13 protein-coding genes are annotated in these 16,210 nt (G+C 73.6%); 6 read left to right on the forward strand and 7 right to left on the reverse strand.

Translation table 11 applies throughout. The annotated features are described in order from the left end of the window. Nucleotides 1-167: 167 nt before the first annotated feature. Nucleotides 168-1,742: an MFS transporter gene (locus ACZ5PB_RS19155; RefSeq protein ID WP_468692563.1), complete on the reverse strand. Its 1,575-nt coding sequence runs from the start codon at nucleotides 1,740-1,742 to the stop codon at nucleotides 168-170. Between the two features lie 147 nt (nucleotides 1,743-1,889). Here ACZ5PB_RS19155 and ACZ5PB_RS19160 point away from each other — a divergent pair, with 147 nt between their 5' ends. Continuing rightward, on the forward strand, nucleotides 1,890-2,378 hold the full coding sequence (locus tag ACZ5PB_RS19160; RefSeq protein ID WP_468692565.1) for a GNAT family N-acetyltransferase: 489 nt from the start codon (nucleotides 1,890-1,892) through the stop codon (nucleotides 2,376-2,378). 65 nt (nucleotides 2,379-2,443) lie between these two features. On the opposite strand, the gene ACZ5PB_RS19165 is transcribed toward ACZ5PB_RS19160, so the two are convergent. From ACZ5PB_RS19165 to ACZ5PB_RS19185, 5 genes are all read right to left on the reverse strand, one after another. After that, nucleotides 2,444-2,656 carry a hypothetical protein gene (locus ACZ5PB_RS19165; RefSeq protein WP_468692567.1) on the reverse strand — a complete coding sequence of 71 codons (213 nt, stop codon included), beginning with the start codon at nucleotides 2,654-2,656 and terminating at the stop codon, nucleotides 2,444-2,446. 124 nt (nucleotides 2,657-2,780) lie between these two features. Next, nucleotides 2,781-3,167, reverse strand: coding sequence for a hypothetical protein (locus ACZ5PB_RS19170; protein WP_468692569.1), 387 nt, complete (start codon nucleotides 3,165-3,167; stop codon nucleotides 2,781-2,783). A gap of 234 nt (nucleotides 3,168-3,401) precedes the next feature. Next, nucleotides 3,402-4,280 carry a C40 family peptidase gene (locus tag ACZ5PB_RS19175; RefSeq protein WP_468692570.1) on the reverse strand — a complete coding sequence of 293 codons (879 nt, stop codon included), beginning with the start codon at nucleotides 4,278-4,280 and terminating at the stop codon, nucleotides 3,402-3,404. Nucleotides 4,281-4,471: 191 nt separating this feature from the next. Continuing rightward, on the reverse strand, nucleotides 4,472-8,287 hold the full coding sequence (locus ACZ5PB_RS19180) for an nSTAND1 domain-containing NTPase (RefSeq protein ID WP_468692572.1): 3,816 nt from the start codon (nucleotides 8,285-8,287) through the stop codon (nucleotides 4,472-4,474). Between the two features lie 122 nt (nucleotides 8,288-8,409). Then, nucleotides 8,410-8,715 (reverse strand): hypothetical protein, encoded by a 306-nt coding sequence (locus ACZ5PB_RS19185; protein WP_468692573.1) that lies wholly within the window; start codon nucleotides 8,713-8,715, stop codon nucleotides 8,410-8,412. Nucleotides 8,716-8,857: 142 nt separating this feature from the next. Between ACZ5PB_RS19185 and ACZ5PB_RS19190 the strand changes: the two genes are divergently transcribed. Continuing rightward, on the forward strand, nucleotides 8,858-9,049 hold the full coding sequence (locus ACZ5PB_RS19190; RefSeq protein WP_468692575.1) for a hypothetical protein: 192 nt from the start codon (nucleotides 8,858-8,860) through the stop codon (nucleotides 9,047-9,049). Between the two features lie 91 nt (nucleotides 9,050-9,140). Here ACZ5PB_RS19190 and ACZ5PB_RS19195 read toward each other — a convergent pair whose 3' ends face one another. Next, complete coding sequence (locus ACZ5PB_RS19195) at nucleotides 9,141-9,560, reverse strand: CBS domain-containing protein (protein WP_468692576.1); 420 nt, start codon at nucleotides 9,558-9,560, stop codon at nucleotides 9,141-9,143. Nucleotides 9,561-10,471: 911 nt separating this feature from the next. Here ACZ5PB_RS19195 and ACZ5PB_RS19200 point away from each other — a divergent pair. From ACZ5PB_RS19200 to ACZ5PB_RS19215, 4 genes are all read left to right on the forward strand, one after another. After that, nucleotides 10,472-11,455: a MerR family transcriptional regulator gene (locus ACZ5PB_RS19200; protein WP_468692578.1), complete on the forward strand. Its 984-nt coding sequence runs from the start codon at nucleotides 10,472-10,474 to the stop codon at nucleotides 11,453-11,455. A 149-nt stretch (nucleotides 11,456-11,604) separates the two neighbouring features. Continuing rightward, nucleotides 11,605-12,783: an acyl-CoA dehydrogenase family protein gene (locus ACZ5PB_RS19205; protein WP_468692580.1), complete on the forward strand. Its 1,179-nt coding sequence runs from the start codon at nucleotides 11,605-11,607 to the stop codon at nucleotides 12,781-12,783. A gap of 10 nt (nucleotides 12,784-12,793) precedes the next feature. Then, on the forward strand, nucleotides 12,794-13,714 hold the full coding sequence (locus ACZ5PB_RS19210) for an oxygenase MpaB family protein (protein WP_468692582.1): 921 nt from the start codon (nucleotides 12,794-12,796) through the stop codon (nucleotides 13,712-13,714). Further along, complete coding sequence (locus tag ACZ5PB_RS19215; RefSeq protein WP_468692584.1) at nucleotides 13,696-15,975, forward strand: serine/threonine-protein kinase; 2,280 nt, start codon at nucleotides 13,696-13,698, stop codon at nucleotides 15,973-15,975. Before ACZ5PB_RS19210 ends, ACZ5PB_RS19215 begins: the two co-directional genes overlap by 19 nt. Nucleotides 15,976-16,210: the final 235 nt, after the last annotated feature.

Raw genomic sequence — 16,210 nt, forward strand, 5'->3', positions numbered from 1 at the left:
GAACGGACCCCCCCTCCCTCGAGGTCTGGGGTGTTTCCTCCCTGGTTTGTGGGCGTGGAGGGGGGGGGGAGGGGAAAGGGGGGGGGGGGGGAAGGGGAGACCCCCCTTTCCCCCCCCCCCCCCGTCCGTCGCCTCGGTGCCTGTTCCGCCTCAGTGCGTGTTCCGCTTCAGTGCGTGTTCTCCGTCGGCCGAAGGTCGCGCGGGATCCACGCCCACGCCACCGCCGCCGCGCCCAGCGTCAGCACCGCCCCGATCAGGAAGGCCGGGGTGATGGCCGTCGTGTACGCGGCCGAGACCGTGTCCAGCAGCGCACGGCCCGCGTCGCCGCCGACGCCCTGCGCGAGGTGCGCCCCCTCGCCCACCGAGCTCCGTACCGAATCCGCGGCCGCCGCGTCCAGGTCGAGGGCCGGCAGGTTCGACCGGTACAGCGCGGTCGCCAGGCTGCCCAGGATGGCGACGCCCAGCGCCGCACCCAGCTCGTAGCAGGTCTCCTCGACCGCCGCCGCGCCGCCGACCTCGTGCGCCGGGGTCGCCGCCATCAGCGTCACCGAGGCGACCGTGGTCGCGACACCGACACCCATGCCGAGGATGGCCAGCGCCACCGCGACCGCCGGGTAGCCGATCTCCGCGAACCGCTGGACGGTCCACGGCAGGGCGAGGCCCACCGTCATGACCACCAGGCCGAGCCCCAGGACGTGCCGGATCGGGAAGCGCTGCATCAGTGACGGCGTCACCATCGAGGTGACGATCAGACCCAGCGAGGCCGGCAGCAGCCGGACGCCCGCCTCCAGCGGGCTGTACCCCTGCCCGTACTGGAACCACTGGGTGACCAGGAACAGCACCGCACCCATGCCCACCATGCCGAGGAAGATCGACACGGCCGCGATGGAGAAGGACCGGTTGGCGAACAGCCGGACCTGGAGCAGCGGGCTCTCCAGCCGCAGCTGACGGCGTACGAAGATGGTCAGCGACACCGCGGCCAGTGCGAGCAGCGCCCACGGCAGCGGGTCCGCCAAGCCGCTCTTGCCGAGCTGCTTGATACCGCCCGCGAGGGCGAGCATGCCGACGATCGACTGACCCACGCCCCACCAGTCCCAGCGGCCCTTGCGCGGCGAGAACGACTCGGGCAGGAACCACGCGCCGAGCGCGATCACCAGAGCGGCCACCGGCAGGTTCAGCAGGAACGCCGAGTGCCAGCCGAAGTGCTCGACGAGGAGTCCGCCGATCACCGGGCCGAGCGCCATACCGCCACCGAACACCGCGGCCCACACCGCGTACGCGAAGGCCCGCTCGCGGGCGTCGGTGAAGACGTGCCGCAGGATCGACAGCGTGGACGGCATGATCGCCGCACCACCGATGCCGAGCAGCGCGCGGGCCGCGATCACGTGCCACGCCTCGGTGGCGAGCACCGCGAGCAGCGAGGCCAGCGCGAACACCGCGAAACCCGTCAGCAGCATCCGCTTGCGGCCGAACCTGTCACCCAGCGCACCGGCCGTGACGAGCAGTCCCGACAGGGCGAGCGCATAGACGTCGATGATCCAGAGCTGCTCGACGGAGCCCGGCTTCAGGTCGGAGACCAGCGAGGGGAACGCCACGTTCAGGATCGTGGTGTCCATCGCGATCAGCAGGAGGCTGCCGGACAGGATCGCGAGAACGATCCAGCGCCGGGGGTCGAGAGGCTGGTGCACGTGGGGCTGGGCAACCGACCCGGCGTCGGGCCGGGTGGTGGCGGCGGAGGACATGAGAAACCCATTCCGAGACTAGTAAGACTCACTTGAGACATTAGCGTCTCACGAGAATGGTGAATGTCCCACTTATTAAGGGAGGTGCAGCGGAAGCGCGAGAAAAAGGGGTGGTGGAGGGGCCGGGCGTGGCCGCACTCTGTCCGGATGTTGATCAGAGAAGCCACCGCCGACGACTGGGCCGCCATTTGGCCCTTCTTCCACCGGATCACCGCGGCGGGCGACACCTTCACCTTCCCCCTCGACCTCGACGAGGAGACCGGCCGGGGCTGGTGGATGTACGAGGTCCCGAACCGCACCGTCGTCGCGGTGGCCGACGACGGCACCGTCCTCGGCACCGCCAAGATGAACAAGAACCAGAACGGCAACGGCGCGCACGTCGCCAGCGCCAGCTACATGGTCGCCCCCGCGCACGGCGGCCGGGGCGTGGGCCGTGCCCTCGTCGAGTACACCGTCGACTGGGCGCGCGAACAGGGCTTCCGCGCGATGCAGTTCAACGCGGTCGCGGCTTCCAACGTCCACGCGGTACGCCTCTACGAGCGGCTCGGCTTCACCGTCATCGGCACCGTCCCGGAGGGCTTCCACCACCCGGAGCAGGGGTACGTGGGGCTGCACGTCATGCACCGCAAGCTCTGAAGCGCGGGTCGGGTCGGGGGGCTGCGGGCCGGGATGTCGTACGACGCCCCGGCCCGCCGGTGCGATCAGCCCAGGTCGCGCTCGTTGTCCCGGTCGCCGGAGCGATCGAGGGCACGCTCGCGGGCCGGAGCGGGGGCCGGGGCCTGGGCCCGTCGTTCGCCGGCCGGTGCGGCGGCGCGCGGCTCACGGCGGACGGGGGGCTCCGCCCCCGGCTCCGCGTTCCGGGTGACTTCGGCACGGATCATCGCGTTCAGGGCGAGAAAGGGGTCGATGGGCATGGTGGTGACGTCCTTTGCGGTACGGAGAGACCCTGCGGCGCACCTGTGCGGGCAGGGAACGGGCGCTGGGAACCGGCCGTGCTTTGCCAGGGCGGGATCGCCCCGGTGGGCCGGTACGGGTCTCTCAGCAGCGCAGTACCGCGCAGCGCACCACGTGCGGGGCGGGGCCCCGGGCCGGTGCGCTGCGGACGGGAGCGGCGGGTGGTGTGTAGTCCGGGCGGGCCGTGGCGAAGGCCGCAGGGTGGTTCCGGGCGGGCGGCGGGGACGCCGGGGTGCGGCGTACCTGGCCGGCATGGAGCCGTAGCTCCGCGTCGGCGGAGGAGTCGGGAGTGCCCTCGGCCTCGCCGGAAGCGCCGGACGCGCCCGAGGAGAGACTGCCGGGCCGTGGCTCCGCACCGGCCGTACCGCCCGCACCCGCCAGCGTGCCGAACACGACGACGAGGGTCAGAAGGGCGCCCAGCGTGCGCGGGAACACCGTTCGTCGGCGGTGGGGGCGGGACGCGGCGGACATGGGGCACAGGTCCCCCGGTGCGGAACGGGCTTAGCCGTACGGCCCGGAATTCCCCCCACCGGGGTAACCCAACCGGCAGAACCCGGCGTCCATGACGAGCACCGTGGGCCGCCCCGGCAAGAGGGGCGGCCCACGGCATGGGGGCGGGACAGTGGCTCTGTGCGGTGCCCGGGGGTGCGGTGCCCGGCGTGCGGCGCTGGGCACCTGTCGGGTCACTACCGGGCCACTACCGGGTCACTTGCAGGTCGGGACCCCCTCCAGCCAGGCCGCGCCCTTGATGTAGATGTTGGTGATCCAGGACTTGTGGTCGGGGAGGTACGACCACGCGTCGTTGGTGATGCCCTCCGCAGTCACCGGCTGGGCGTGCTTCTGGCACTCGATGCGCACCTGCGTCGGCCCGGTGAACTTGTGCACCCGGGCACTGTTCGTCGAGGGCTCCGAACGGGTCCAGACGTCCGTGCCCCAGGTGCTGTGGTTCCCGCCCTGCCCGGGCTCGGCGCTGATGCGTACCGCGCCGAAGAAGTCACCGCCCAGCCGGACGTCGCTGACCATGATCCTGGTGCCGGACTCCTTGGCCTCGACCATCTTCCCGGCGCCCAGGTAGATCGCGATGTGGTGGATCTTCTTCGCGCTGCCGTAGACGACGAGGTCGCCGGGGACCAGCGGGGCCAGGCCCTGCGCGGCGCTGAAGCGCTGGCTGACCCGGCCGGAGTTGTACTGGCTGTGCGCGTTGCCGTTGAGGATGTCCTGCCCGGTGGCCTGCGCGTACGCCCACCGTACGAAGCCGGAACAGTCGAAGCCCTTGCGCTGCGGGTCCTGGCTGCTGTCCGGGTCATCCGGGTCGAGCTTGCCGTACGTCGGTCCGGGCTGCGGGCCGTGGCCCGCGCCCCACGAGTACCAGACACCGATCTGGGTGCAGGCCTCACGGACCGCCTTCTCGGCGACGGCCGAGGCGCCGGGAGCGAGCACCTCGCAGGCAGCGGCGGCCTCGGCGCCCGGAGCGGCAGCGCGGGCCTGCGAGAGCACCAGTGGGCCCGCGGACAGCGCCAGGATCCCGGCGGTGGCGAGGGCTGCGGTCCTGCTGCCGAGGTGGAGTCGGATGCGGTGGTGCATGGGTCGGTCCCCGTTCGGTGCGGTGGTCGTGCGGACGGTGGTTGGGCCTGGTGTGCCGGAGGTGTGCCCGGCCCTTTCGAGACTGGGGCGGGGGAGGGACGGCCGTCGAGACCCCAGCCGTCGCCCGCCCCACCAGGAAACGGGAAACAACCGGGGAAACCGGCCCCGGCCCCCGCGCCCCTCCCCGGCCCTCACTCGCCTCCCGGGCAGCCGGCCAGCGCGCACACCGCCGTCTCGCGGCGGGTCACGTCGGTGTCCCAGAGGCGGACCGTGCCGTCGTTGCTGCTGCTGGCGAGTGTTCCCGTGCGGCGGTCGTAGGCGATGCCCCACACCGCGCCGCCGTGCCCGGACAGGGTGGCCGTCGGCTGCTGGCGGGACGCGTCCCACAGCCGTACGGTGCCGTCGCTGCCGCTGCTCGCCAGGACCTGCCCGCCGCCCGGGGCGAAGGCGACCGCGCGGACCGCGCCGCTGTGGCCCGTGAGGACGCCGCGCACGGTGAGCGCGGTGGTGTCCCAGAGGCGGACCGTGCCGTCGTTGCCGCCGCTGGCCAGGGTCCGGCCGTCCTCGGTGAAGGCCACCGCGCGCACCGAACCCGAGTGGCCGTGCAGAACGCCCCGGGGCTGCCAGTCGGGCACGCCCCACAGCCGTACCGTCAGATCGTCGCCGCCGCAGGCGACCGTCCTCCCGTCCGGGCTGAAGGCGACCGCGTTGGCGAAGTCCTGGTGGCCGGAGAGCGTGGTCACCGGGTGCAGGGTGCGCGCGTCCCAGATCCGTACCGTACGGTCGGTGCTGGCCGACGCGATCAGCCTGCCGTCCGGCGACCAGGCCAGCCCCAGCACCGAACCGGTGTGCCCCACCAGCTCCTTGACCAGCCGGTGCGTCCGCGCGTCCCACACCCGTACCGTGCGGTCCGCGCTCGCCGAGGCCAGCCGCCGCCCGTCCGGCGACCAGGCGACCCCGAACACCGAGCCGCCGTGCCCGTCCAGCACCCCGGCGGGCCGGTGCGCCCGCGCGTCCCAGAGCCGTACCGTACGGTCCGCGCTCGCCGACGCCAGCCACCGCCCGTCCGGCGAGAACGCGGGCTGCCAGGACTCCGCGAACGGACGCGCCGTCAGCGCGGCACGCCCCAGGTCCCAGCGCACCACCGTCCGGTCGAACCCCGCCGTCGCGAGCACCTCGCCGTCCGGTCCGCCGCCGACGGCGACCGCCAGGACATAGTCCGTGTGCCCGGCCAGGACGGTGGTGGTGCGCCCGCTCGCCACGTCCCACAGCCGGGCGGTGCCGTCACCGGCGGTGCTGACCAGGGTGGTGCCGCCGGGGAGGTAGCGGACCGCGTTCACATCGTCGCTGTGCCCGGCGAGCGACGCCAACTCCCGCTGACCGGAGCCCCCTTGGGGGTCCCACAGCCGTACGATGCGGTCCGCGCCGCCCGACGCGACCCGCCGCCCGTCCGGCGACCACGCCACCCCGAGCACCCCGTCGGCGTGCCCGCGCAGCACCACCGCCGGTTCCTGCCCGGACAGGTCCCACAGCCGTACCGTCCGGTCCATGCCGCCCGAGACGACCCGCCGCCCGTCGGGGGAGTACGCGACCCCCATCACCGCGTCCGCATGCCCCTCCAGCGTCGTCAGCCGCTTCCGCCGCGCCACGTCCCACACCCGCACCGTGCGGTCCGCGCCACCGGTCACGAGGACGGCGCCGTCCGGTGCGAACGCCACCGACCTGACCGCCCCGCCGTGCCCCAGCAGCACCCCCGCCGCGTGCCGGGCCCGCACGTCCCACAGCCGTACGGTGCCGTCCGCGCCCGCCGAGGCGAGCAGCCGCCCGTCCGGACTGAACGCGAGCCCGATCACCTGACCGGCGTGCCCCGGCAGCGAGGCGAGCAGCTGGCGGTGCCCCGCGCCGCCCCACATCCGCACCTGGCCGTCGTTGCCCGCCGACGCCAGGACCGCGCCGTCCGGGCTGAACGCCACCGCGTTGACGGGGCCGGTGTGCCCGGTGAGCCGCCCCGCGTAGTACTGGGCCTGGGTGCTGAGCAGGGCGCCGCGCGCCTCGACGGTGGGCGCCGTGCGGTACGCCCGCAGGGCGAGCCGCATCGACGCCTCGGGCCGGCCGGCGGCGAGGGCCCCGGCCCGTACCGCCATCGCCTGGGACTGCGCCGTACGCCGCTCCTGGTACGCCCGGGAGCGCTGCTGGAAGGCGAGGGTGCCCGCGCCGACGGCGAGCACCAGCAGTCCGGCGAGGGTGGCGAGCAGGATGCGGCGGGTGCGCACCCGGCGGCGTTCGGTGCGTGCCCTGGCCTGCTCCTCGGCGCGTCCCGCCTCGATGAACTCGGCCTCGTACGGGCTCAGTTCGATACGTCCGTCCCGCTGGTCGGCCCACCGGGCCACCGTGCGCAGCCGGGACCCCCGGTGCAGCAGGGTCGGGTCGCGGTCCGCCCGCACCCACTCGGCGGCCGCCACGGCGAGCCGCTGGCGCAGCAGCAGCCCGGCCCGGTCCGCGTCGATCCACTCGCGCAGCCGGGGCCAGGCCCGCAGCAGCGCCTCGTGGGTGATCTCCACCGCGTCCCGGTCGACGGTCAGCAGCCTGGCCCCGACGAACGCGTCCAGTGCCGCCGTGGCCGCGTCCCGGTCGGCGAGCAGCCCGAGCAGTTCCTCGCGGCCCGCGCGGCGGCGCGACTCGGTGCTGTCGTCACCGACGCGGACCAGGCGCACCAGTATCCGGCGGGCCATGTCGCGCTCGGCGGGCAGGAGTTGGGTGAACGCGTCCTCGGCGGTGCGGGCGACGGCGCCGTGGATGCCGCCCGTCCGCTCGTACCCGGCGACGGTGAGGGTGGGGCCGGTGCGCTGCTGCCAGGTGACGCGCAGCGCGTGCGCGAGGAGGGGGAGAGTGCCGGGGGCGTCAGTGGAGGGGGTGGCGGAGCCCAGGTCGCGGAGGAGGAGTTCGGTCAGTCCTGGCTCCAGGGCGAGCCCCGCCCGGGCGGCGGGCCGGGCGACCGCCTCGCGCAGTTCGGAGTCGCTCATCGGGCCGAGCGCGAACAGCCCGTGCGTGAACACCTCGGCCAGCGGCGGCAGTTCGAGACACCGCCCGGTGAAGTCGGCCCGCAGCCCGAGCACCACGACGGCGGGCCCGCCGGGCGCGGCGAGCGCGCACAGGGCGTCGACGAAGGCGCGCCGCACGGCGGGGTCGGTGCAGAGGGTGAAGCACTCCTCGAACTGGTCGACCAGGAGGACCAGCCGGTGCGAGGCGGGGTCCCGGCCGCCTCCCGGGGATTCCGAGAGGAGGGTCCGTACGGCCGGGGCCAGTGCGTCCGGGGCGGCGAGCAGGGACTCCCGGGTGAGGCCGGTATCCGTGCCGAGCGTTTCGGTGAGGCGGTGCAGCAGTTCGTCCAGCGGGTGGGCCGTCGGTGTGCACAGCGTGAAGGGCCGGTCGTACGGTGCCCAGGGCGTGGCCGAGGGGGCGGGGGTCGGGGCCGCCGGATCGGGGGTCGTGGCCGCGCCTGCCCTGAGCGCGGGCAGCAGGCCCGCCCTGAGCAGGGAGGACTTGCCCGCACCCGACGAAGCCACCACCACGAGCGGACCGGTGCCCGCCCGCTCCGAGACGCGGCGCAGCAGTTCCTTGGTGGCCCGCTCGCGGCCGAAGAACCAGCGCGCGTCCTCGGGTCCGAAGGAGGCCAGGCCCCGGTACGGGCACTCCGCCTCGGCTTCGTCGCCGGGGAGCGGGACGGGGGCGGCAGTGGAGTCGTTCGACGGGCGGCGTGCGGTGGGTACGTCCGGCACCAGCCGGCGGAGCGCGCCACCGGCGTCCAGCACTTCGTCGCAGCGGCGGGCCACGTCGGGGGTGGGCGGTTTGCCACCGTTCTCGATCTTGCTCAGATAGCCCTTGCTGTAGTGGATCTCCCGGGCCAGCGCGGTGAGTGACATCCCGCGCTCGCCCCGCAGCCTCCTCAACTCGGTCCCGAATGTTCCGGATTCACCTACGGATCGCGCGTCCCGTACCCCGTTCATGCCCGGCACCGTACAGCCGGGACACGGACATTTCAGCTGGGATCGGACACGTTCACCTGAACTCGCGAACGGTGCCGCGGAGGCGGGGTGCGGGGCGCCGGGCCCGGGGCGCGTTCAGTGGGCTACAGGTCGTCGGACGGGTCGAGGTCGAGCTCGTCCGCGTACTCATCGCCGATCTCGTCCCCCAGCACCTGCGGGGTGTCCGGTTCCTCCTCGGCGAGCAGCTGGTCCAGGGACTCGCCGCGCCGGGCCTCCTCCGCCGTGTTGCCGTAGGACTCGGCGGGCGACCAGTGGTCCGGCGGATTGAGGTCCGAGGCCAGCGGGTCGTAGGAGAGGTCGTCCGAGATCAGCGTGTCCTCGGCGTCCAGGACGTTGTCGTCCGGCGGCGGGTTGTCGGAGGCGCCGTCGTAGGAGTCGGTGTCACTCATGACCACACGCTGACGCATCCGGGCGGCCCCCGCATCCCGGAGCCGGAAAGCAGGTGGGGAAGAGGGTCGGAGGTGCGGTCCGCGCGGCCGGGCACAAGAATGCGAACGAACCGGAAATACCCGGATGAACCGAGGAGGCGGCATGAGCGACCAGGGACCGGACCCGTCCGAAGTGACCCCGGACAGCGAACTGCACACTGGCGGCAGCGACGACGCGACCCCCGAGGACCTGGTACTGGCCTCGGGCCGCGACGTGACGCCGGAGAACCTGGAGTGGGCGCGCAAGAAGCTGGAGAAGGAGGGCCGCGCGGCGATCGAGTCCGAACTGCCCTGAGCCGCGTACGCACACACAGGCACAGGTGCCCCGCCCGGATCGACGACCGGGCGGGGCACCTGTGCGTGCGTGCTGGGTACGTACGCGGCGGTCAGCGCCCGGCGTACACGGCGCTGACGAACGTCACCAGCTGGTCGGCGGGGAGCGCGCGGGCCAGGTCCGCCTCGGTGACCATGCCGACCGGGACGCCGTTCTCCAGCACCAGGAGGCGGCGGATGCGGGCGTCACTCATCACGCGTACCGCCTCCTCGGAGTCCGCGGCCACGTCGACGGACAGCGGCTCGCCCTCCGCCAGCTCCCCCGCGGTCGTCTTCGCCGGGTCGTGACCTGCGGCGACGCACTTCACGACGAGGTCGCGGTCGGTGATGATGCCGGTCAGCTCACCGTCACTGCTCTTCACCGGCAGGGCACCGATGTGATGCTCACGCATGAGCTGGGCGGCACGGTCGAGCGTCTCGGACGCGGGAATGCAACGGACCTCGGGGGTCATCAGGTCACGGACGGTGGTCATGGAGTCCTCCGGAATCGGACGGATGCGGCCACCGTCATGCTGGCTTTCGGGGGACGGGTCGGCGAGCGGACGGGGTCGTACGGGTGAGACGGACGCGACGACTCGGACGAAGCGGGGGCGTCACGAGGGTGTGCCGCCCCCGGCGGCCGATACGGACCTCCGGCGCCTCCGCCCCACGCGGCCGCTCCCCGGCTGTGCCGTGTGCGGCTGTGGTGCAGGGGGGCGCTGCCCCGGGCTCCGGGGCCAGGCGTGCGCGGGCGGGGCGGGGCGCACGGGGGACGGGGCGGGCGGGTACTCGTGGCTGAGCGCGGTCGGCCGCTCCGCTTCACGTGCCCCTGGGGGCGGTAGCTTCACGGCTGTTACGTGCGTGTGGCCTCGGCCCGTGAGGTCGCGGCTCCGGGCTCGGGCCCCGGTGTGCGTGGGCGGGCAGTGTCCCCGGGGGGCGGGAGTCCGGATAGCGGCGTGCGGAGGCCAGGTGTAGCGGACCTCCGTGCGCGCGTGGGGCGGGAGGGCCTGGCGCGCCGGGGGAGTGCGGTCGAACGGGCCGGTTGTGGTGCTCCGGGGGTCGGTCCCTCCAGGGCTCCCCTGTGAGGGAGGGGGCAGCGGGGTCTGGGCTGTCCCTCCGTGTGACCGGGTGGGTGGCCACCCGGCCTGGGGAGCCGGGGCGAGGGGCCGGGCGGCCCGTTCGATGCGGCGCCACGGACGGCCGATCTTCCGTCCGTGACGCCCTTGCGGCGAGGTGCGGGTCGGCGCGATCGACCGTGCCCTTCCCGCGCCCGCGTGACCCCCACACGCCGACGGTGGAGGAAACGCGGCCCCGCAATCCCTGCCGCTCTCCCTACGCCGACCACTTTCGGGGGAGTTGCGCAAACCCGGCAACCCGCGTCGTTCGTGCGTCGTATCGTCGGCCCATGAACGGGACTCCGGAGGAACTCCGGGCCATGGACACCACCGCGCGGCTCGGGATGAACACCGGCGCCGTCGCCCGCCGGCTGGGCGTCGCACCGACCACCCTGCGTTCCTGGGACCGCCGCTACGGCATCGGCCCCGCCGTCCGGGGCGACGGCAGACACCGCCGCTGGAGCGCCGCCGACGTGGCGCTCCTGGAGCGCATGTGCGCACTGACCGCGCGCGGCGTTCCTCCGGCGGAGGCGGCGAGACTGGCACGGACCTCCTCCGAAGTGGCCTCCGGGGAGAGCCTGTTGGCGGGGCGTGCGGTGCCCGCTCCGCGCGCCGCGGACGGCGGGGTTCCGGCCCGTACCGTACGGGGCCTGCGCAATGCCGCCGTACGGCTCGACTCCCCGACCCTCGACCAGCTGCTCGCCGACACCGTCCACACGCACGGCCTCGTCGACGGCTGGCACGAGGCCATGTCGCCCGCCCTGCGCGCCATCGGCCGCACCTGGGCCTCCTCCGGCGACCCGGCGGGCGAACGGTACGTCGAGGCCGAGCACCTGCTCTCCTGGCACGTCTCCACCGCCCTGCGGCGCCACGCCCTCGCCAAGGAGGTCGACGACGAGCAGCCCGTACTGCTGGCCTGCCTTCCGGGCGAACTGCACACCCTCGCCCTGGAGGCCCTGGCCGCCGCCCTGGCCGAACGGGGGCTGCCCACAAGGATGTTCGGCGCAGCCGTACCCCTGGAAGCACTCTTCGAGGCGGTCCGCCGCACCGGCCCGCGTGCCGTCGTGCTCTGGTCCCAGACCCGTCCCACGGCCGACCGCTCGGTCCTCGGCAGGGTCCGCTCCACCACCCGGGGCATCCGGGGCGCCCGCACCCGGCCCGTGGTGCTCGCCGCGGGGCCGGGCTGGGCCCGCACCGCCCCCGGCGAGGGCGTGCACCGGCCGCAGGGCCTGGCGGGCGCACTGCGCATCATCGAGGAGGCCCCGCACGGCTGACGAGCCGGACCGCTGACGAGCCGGACCGCGATCGCCCGGCCCTTCCCCGTACCTCCGCACCCCTTCCTCATTCCTGCAACACGTTCTACTGTGTGCGCCGCCGCAGCGAACCGCCGCACACGAGACGCCGCAAGATGCCTGGAGGGCCCGTGCACCTCGAATACACGCCCGAGCAGCAGCAGTTGCGCACCGAGCTGCGCGCCTACTTCGCCGGCCTCGTGCCCGCCGACGCCTCCGCCAGGTACGCCGAACCGGCCGCCCGGAAACGCTTCTACCGCGAGACGATCCGCCGCCTGGGCGCCGACGGCTGGCTGGGAGTCGGCTGGCCGAAGGAGTACGGCGGCCGGGGGCTGACCCCCATGGAGCAGTACGTCTTCTTCGACGAGGCCGCCCAGGCGAACGTGCCGCTGCCGCTGATGGCCCTCAACACCGTCGGGCCGACGATCATGCAGTACGGCACCGACGAGCAGAAGACGTACTTCCTGCCGAAGATCCTCTCCGGCGAACTCGACTTCGCCATCGGCTACAGCGAACCCGACGCGGGAACCGACCTCGCCGCCCTCAGGACCAGGGCGGTCCGCGACGGCGACCACTACGTCGTCAACGGGCAGAAGATCTGGACCACCAACGGCGACACCGCCGACTGGGTGTGGCTCGCCGTGCGCACCGACCCGGACGCCCCGCCCCACAAGGGCATCACCATGCTCCTGGTCCCCACCACCGACCCCGGCTACTCCTGCACCCTCATCAACACCCTCGCCTCGCACGACACCACCGCCAGCTACTACGAGAACGTCCGCGTCCCCGTCGCCCACCGCGTCGGCGAGGAGAACAAGGGCTGGCGGCTGATCACCAACCAGCTCAACCACGAACGCGTCACCCTCGCCGCCCACGGCACCATGGCCGTCCGCGCCCTGCACGACGTCCAGCGCTGGGCCATGGACACCAAGCTGGCCGACGGCCGCCGCGTCATCGACCTCGGCTGGGTGCGCGGCCGGCTCGCCCGTACCCACACCAAGCTCGACGCGATGAAACTCCTCAACTGGCAGATGGTGAACGCCGTCCAGAACGGCACCCTCACCCCCCAGGACGCCTCCGCCGTCAAGGTCTACGGCTCCGAGGCCCGCCGGGACGCGTACGGCTGGCTGATGGAGGTCGTCGGCTCGGCAGGACCGCTCAAGGAGGGCTCGGCGGGCGCCGTGCTGCACGGCGAACTGGAGCGCGGCTACCGCTCCGCCGTCATCTTCACCTTCGGCGGCGGCAACAACGAGATCCAGCGCGAGATCATTTCGTGGATCGGACTGGGGATGCCCCGGGTCCGGCGCTAACGTGCCGAACATGACAAGCCCCGTCCCCGGCCCCGTCTCCGGGACCGCCGACCCCGGCCTCTTCGGACCGGCCTCCGTCACCTGGCAGGTGCACGGCGACCCGATGATGTGGATCGCCGGGGTGCGGGCCCTCTACCTCCAGGCGCTGCACCCCCGTGCGGTACGCGGCGTCCTGATCAACAGCACGTTCCTGGACGACGCCTGGGGCCGGCTGATGCGTACGGCGAACTTCGTCGGCACCCTCACCTACGGCACCACCGAGGCCGCCGAGCGGGCCGGGGCCCGGGTGAGGGGGATCCACCGCAAGCTGGGCGTGGACGATCCGGAGCTGCTGCTCTGGGTGCACTGCGCGGAAATCGACTCGTATCTGAGCACCGCCCGCAGGTCGGGGCTGCGGATGACCGGCGCCCAGGCCGACAGTTACGTACGGGAGAACCGCGAGAGCGCGCGCATGGTGGGCCTCGATCCCGCCGAAGTACCCAGCAGTACGGGGGAGTTGGCGGACTACTTCGCGGCGGTGCGGCCGGTGCTCGAAGCCGGGGACGACGCCCGTACGGTGGATGCCTTCCTGCGCAGGCCACCGGTGGCGGCGGCGCTCGTACCGGCGCGCGAACTGCTCTGGCGGCGGATGGCGCACCTCGCGTACGCGTCGCTGCCGCCCTACGCCCACGACCTCTACGGCAGGCCCGCGCCAGGCCGGCGCGCCGTGGACCGGCGGCTGTCCGCCACGGGCCACTTGCTGCGCTGCATTCCCTCCCGGCTCCGCTGGCAGCTGCCACCAGGTCACATCTTGAAGGCAGTTGCGCGGCTCGGTCCCGGCAGCCGTCCGGCACCGTACAAACTCGACCGGGGGGCGGCCATACTGGACGGGCCGGGGAGGGCGCAGCGGAGTGACGGGGGCGACAGTACGAGATGGCGGACACCAGGCTGATCCAAGGCCGGTACCGGCTGCTCGATCTGATCGGGCGCGGGGGCATGGGCGAGGTGTGGCGTGCCCGTGACGAGTCGCTCGGCAGACGGGTCGCCGTGAAGTGCCTCAAGCCGATGGGGACCCAGCACGACCAGTCGATCTCCGGGGTGCTGCGCGAACGCTTCCGCCGCGAGGCCCGGGTGGCGGCGGCGCTCCAGCACCGGGGCGTCACCGTCGTGCACGACTTCGGCGAGTACGAGGGCGTGCTCTACCTGGTGATGGAGCTCCTGGAGGGCCGTAACCTCAGCCAGCTCCTGGAGGACAACAAACAGCACCCGCTGCCCGTCCACGACGTCGTCGACATCGCCGAACAGGTCGCCTGGGCGCTCGCCTACACCCACGAACAGGGCATCGTCCACCGCGACCTGAAGCCCGCCAACATCATGCGGCTCACCGACGGCACCGTGAAGATCTGCGACTTCGGCATCGCCCGCCTCGGCCACGACATCGGCTTCACCTCCCGCCTCACCGGCACGGGCATCGCCATGGGCACCCCGCACTACATGTCGCCCGAGCAGATCAGCGGCATCAACGTCGACCACCGCAGCGACCTCTACTCACTGGGCTGTGTGCTGTACGAGATCGCCACCGGCGTGCCGCCGTTCGACCTGGACGACGCCTGGGCGGTGCTCGTCGGCCACCGCGACACCGCACCGCAGCCGCCGCGCAGCCACCGGGCCGAACTCCCGGAATTCTTCGACCGGATAGTGCTCGACCTGCTCGCCAAGACGCCCGACGGGCGGCCCACCGACGCCAAGGACCTGGGCCGCCGGCTCACCGACGGACGCCTCACCCCGTCGGCAGGCCGCGTCCTGTCCGGCCCGCCGGGGCACCCCGCGACGGTGCTCGCCGCGGCCCCCGGGCTGCGGCAGCCCACCGGCCGCCCCGAGCAGCCGCCGAGCCGCGCGCCCCGGCTGCCGTCCTGGACCCGGGGCATGACCACCGGCCACAAGGCGGGCACCACCGAGACCCTCGCCCCGGCGCACGGCGACCCCGCCGCCGCGCTGACCGGCGAATGGACCAGCGGCTCCGGACTGCGGGCCGGCGGCGCCCAGGTCCCCGCGCACAAGGAGCGGCCGACGCCCGCCCCCGAGGTCCTCGACGTCCTCGACAGCCGCCACAACGCGGGCCTCAGCCTGGGCCGGCTGGGCCGCTGGGAGGAGGCCGGCGAGGTGCACCGCGCGGTCGCCGCCGAACGCGAGCACGCGCTCGGCCCCGACCACCCCGACACCCTCGCCAGCCACTACGAGGTCGGCTTCACCCTCAGCCGTACGGGCCGGGCGGCCGACGCCCTGCGCGAATTCACGAGGGTCGCGGAGGGCCGGTCCCGCACCATGGGCGCGGAACACCCGGAGACCCTCGCGGCCCGGCAGGAGACCGCGTACGTACTGGGCCAGCTCGGGCGCCACTTCGAGGCGCACCAGGTGTACTCGGCGGTACTGGCCGCCCGGGAGCGGACCATGGGCGCCGAACACGTGGACACGCTCCGCTGCCGCCACAACCTCGCCTTCAACCTGAGCAGGCTCGGCCGCCTGGAGGACTCCTACCGGATGGCCAGGGACGTCGCGGCGGCGCGCGCAAGGGTACTGGGCGCCGGACACCCCGACACCCTGGTCACCCAGTACGAAGTCGCCTACGCACTGGGCCAGTTGGGCCGCTGGACGGAAGCACTCCAGACCTACCGCGAGGTCGCCCGCGCCCGGGCCAGGGCACTGGGCGTGGACCACCCCGACACCCTGTCCGCCCGCTACGAGGTGGGCATCTGCCTCGGCCGCCTGGGCCGCAGCGCGGAGGCCCTGGAGCTGTACCGCGACCTGGTCGACGACCGCACCCGGACGGTCGGCCCGGCAGACGCCGAGACACTGCGCGCGCGGCACGGACTGGGCGTCAACCTCGGCCGGATGGCCCGCTGGGAGGAAGCCCTGGCGGAGGCGCGAGACGTGTGCGCGATCCGGGAACGGGTGCTGGGCCCCGGCCACCCGGACACCCTCGTCTCCCGCCGGGAGGTCGCGGTGGGCCTGGGCTGGCTGGGCCGCTGGGCGGACGCACTGACGGTGTACCGGCAGGTCGCCCAGGAACGGGAACGTGTCCTGGGCGTCGACCACCCGGACGCGCTGGCCTCACGGAACGACGAGGCGCAGTGTCTGGAGCAGTTGGGGAGGGGTGGGGAGGCGGCGGAGATTTATCGGAGGGTGGCGGCGTTGAGGAGGGGGAGGAGCTGAGGGGGGTGGGGTGGGGGTCCGCTGCGCGGGGCCATTCCCCTCCCCGCCCCTTCCCGAACTGGGGCTCCGCCCCAGGCCCCGGCCCGTACGGGCGAGTGGGTGGGTGGGCAGGTGGCGGGCCCGGCCACCGCCGGTGGTTATGTGCAGGTGAGTTCTTGGCTGGCCGCGCAGTTCCCCGCGCCCCCCGACACCCCAGGGAGGGGGGGAACGTGTTAGCCCCCCACCACCCGCCCCC

The organism is Streptomyces sp. NPDC032721, assembly GCF_055579625.1.

What these genes read in the sequence shown, in the direction of transcription:
- ACZ5PB_RS19210 (WP_468692582.1), top strand. Translation starts at nt 12,794, where the DNA reads ATGACAAGCCCCGTCCCCGGCCCCGTCTCCGGGACCGCCGACCCCGGC.
- ACZ5PB_RS19180 (WP_468692572.1), bottom strand. Translation starts at nt 8,287, where the DNA reads ATGAACGGGGTACGGGACGCGCGATCCGTAGGTGAATCCGGAACATTC.
- ACZ5PB_RS19165 (WP_468692567.1), bottom strand. Translation starts at nt 2,656, where the DNA reads ATGCCCATCGACCCCTTTCTCGCCCTGAACGCGATGATCCGTGCCGAA.
- ACZ5PB_RS19160 (WP_468692565.1), top strand. Translation starts at nt 1,890, where the DNA reads ATGTTGATCAGAGAAGCCACCGCCGACGACTGGGCCGCCATTTGGCCC.
- ACZ5PB_RS19175 (WP_468692570.1), bottom strand. Translation starts at nt 4,280, where the DNA reads ATGCACCACCGCATCCGACTCCACCTCGGCAGCAGGACCGCAGCCCTC.
- ACZ5PB_RS19170 (WP_468692569.1), bottom strand. Translation starts at nt 3,167, where the DNA reads ATGTCCGCCGCGTCCCGCCCCCACCGCCGACGAACGGTGTTCCCGCGC.
- ACZ5PB_RS19215 (WP_468692584.1), top strand. Translation starts at nt 13,696, where the DNA reads ATGGCGGACACCAGGCTGATCCAAGGCCGGTACCGGCTGCTCGATCTG.
- ACZ5PB_RS19195 (WP_468692576.1), bottom strand. Translation starts at nt 9,560, where the DNA reads ATGACCACCGTCCGTGACCTGATGACCCCCGAGGTCCGTTGCATTCCC.
- ACZ5PB_RS19190 (WP_468692575.1), top strand. Translation starts at nt 8,858, where the DNA reads ATGAGCGACCAGGGACCGGACCCGTCCGAAGTGACCCCGGACAGCGAA.
- ACZ5PB_RS19185 (WP_468692573.1), bottom strand. Translation starts at nt 8,715, where the DNA reads ATGAGTGACACCGACTCCTACGACGGCGCCTCCGACAACCCGCCGCCG.
- ACZ5PB_RS19200 (WP_468692578.1), top strand. Translation starts at nt 10,472, where the DNA reads ATGAACGGGACTCCGGAGGAACTCCGGGCCATGGACACCACCGCGCGG.
- ACZ5PB_RS19155 (WP_468692563.1), bottom strand. Translation starts at nt 1,742, where the DNA reads ATGTCCTCCGCCGCCACCACCCGGCCCGACGCCGGGTCGGTTGCCCAG.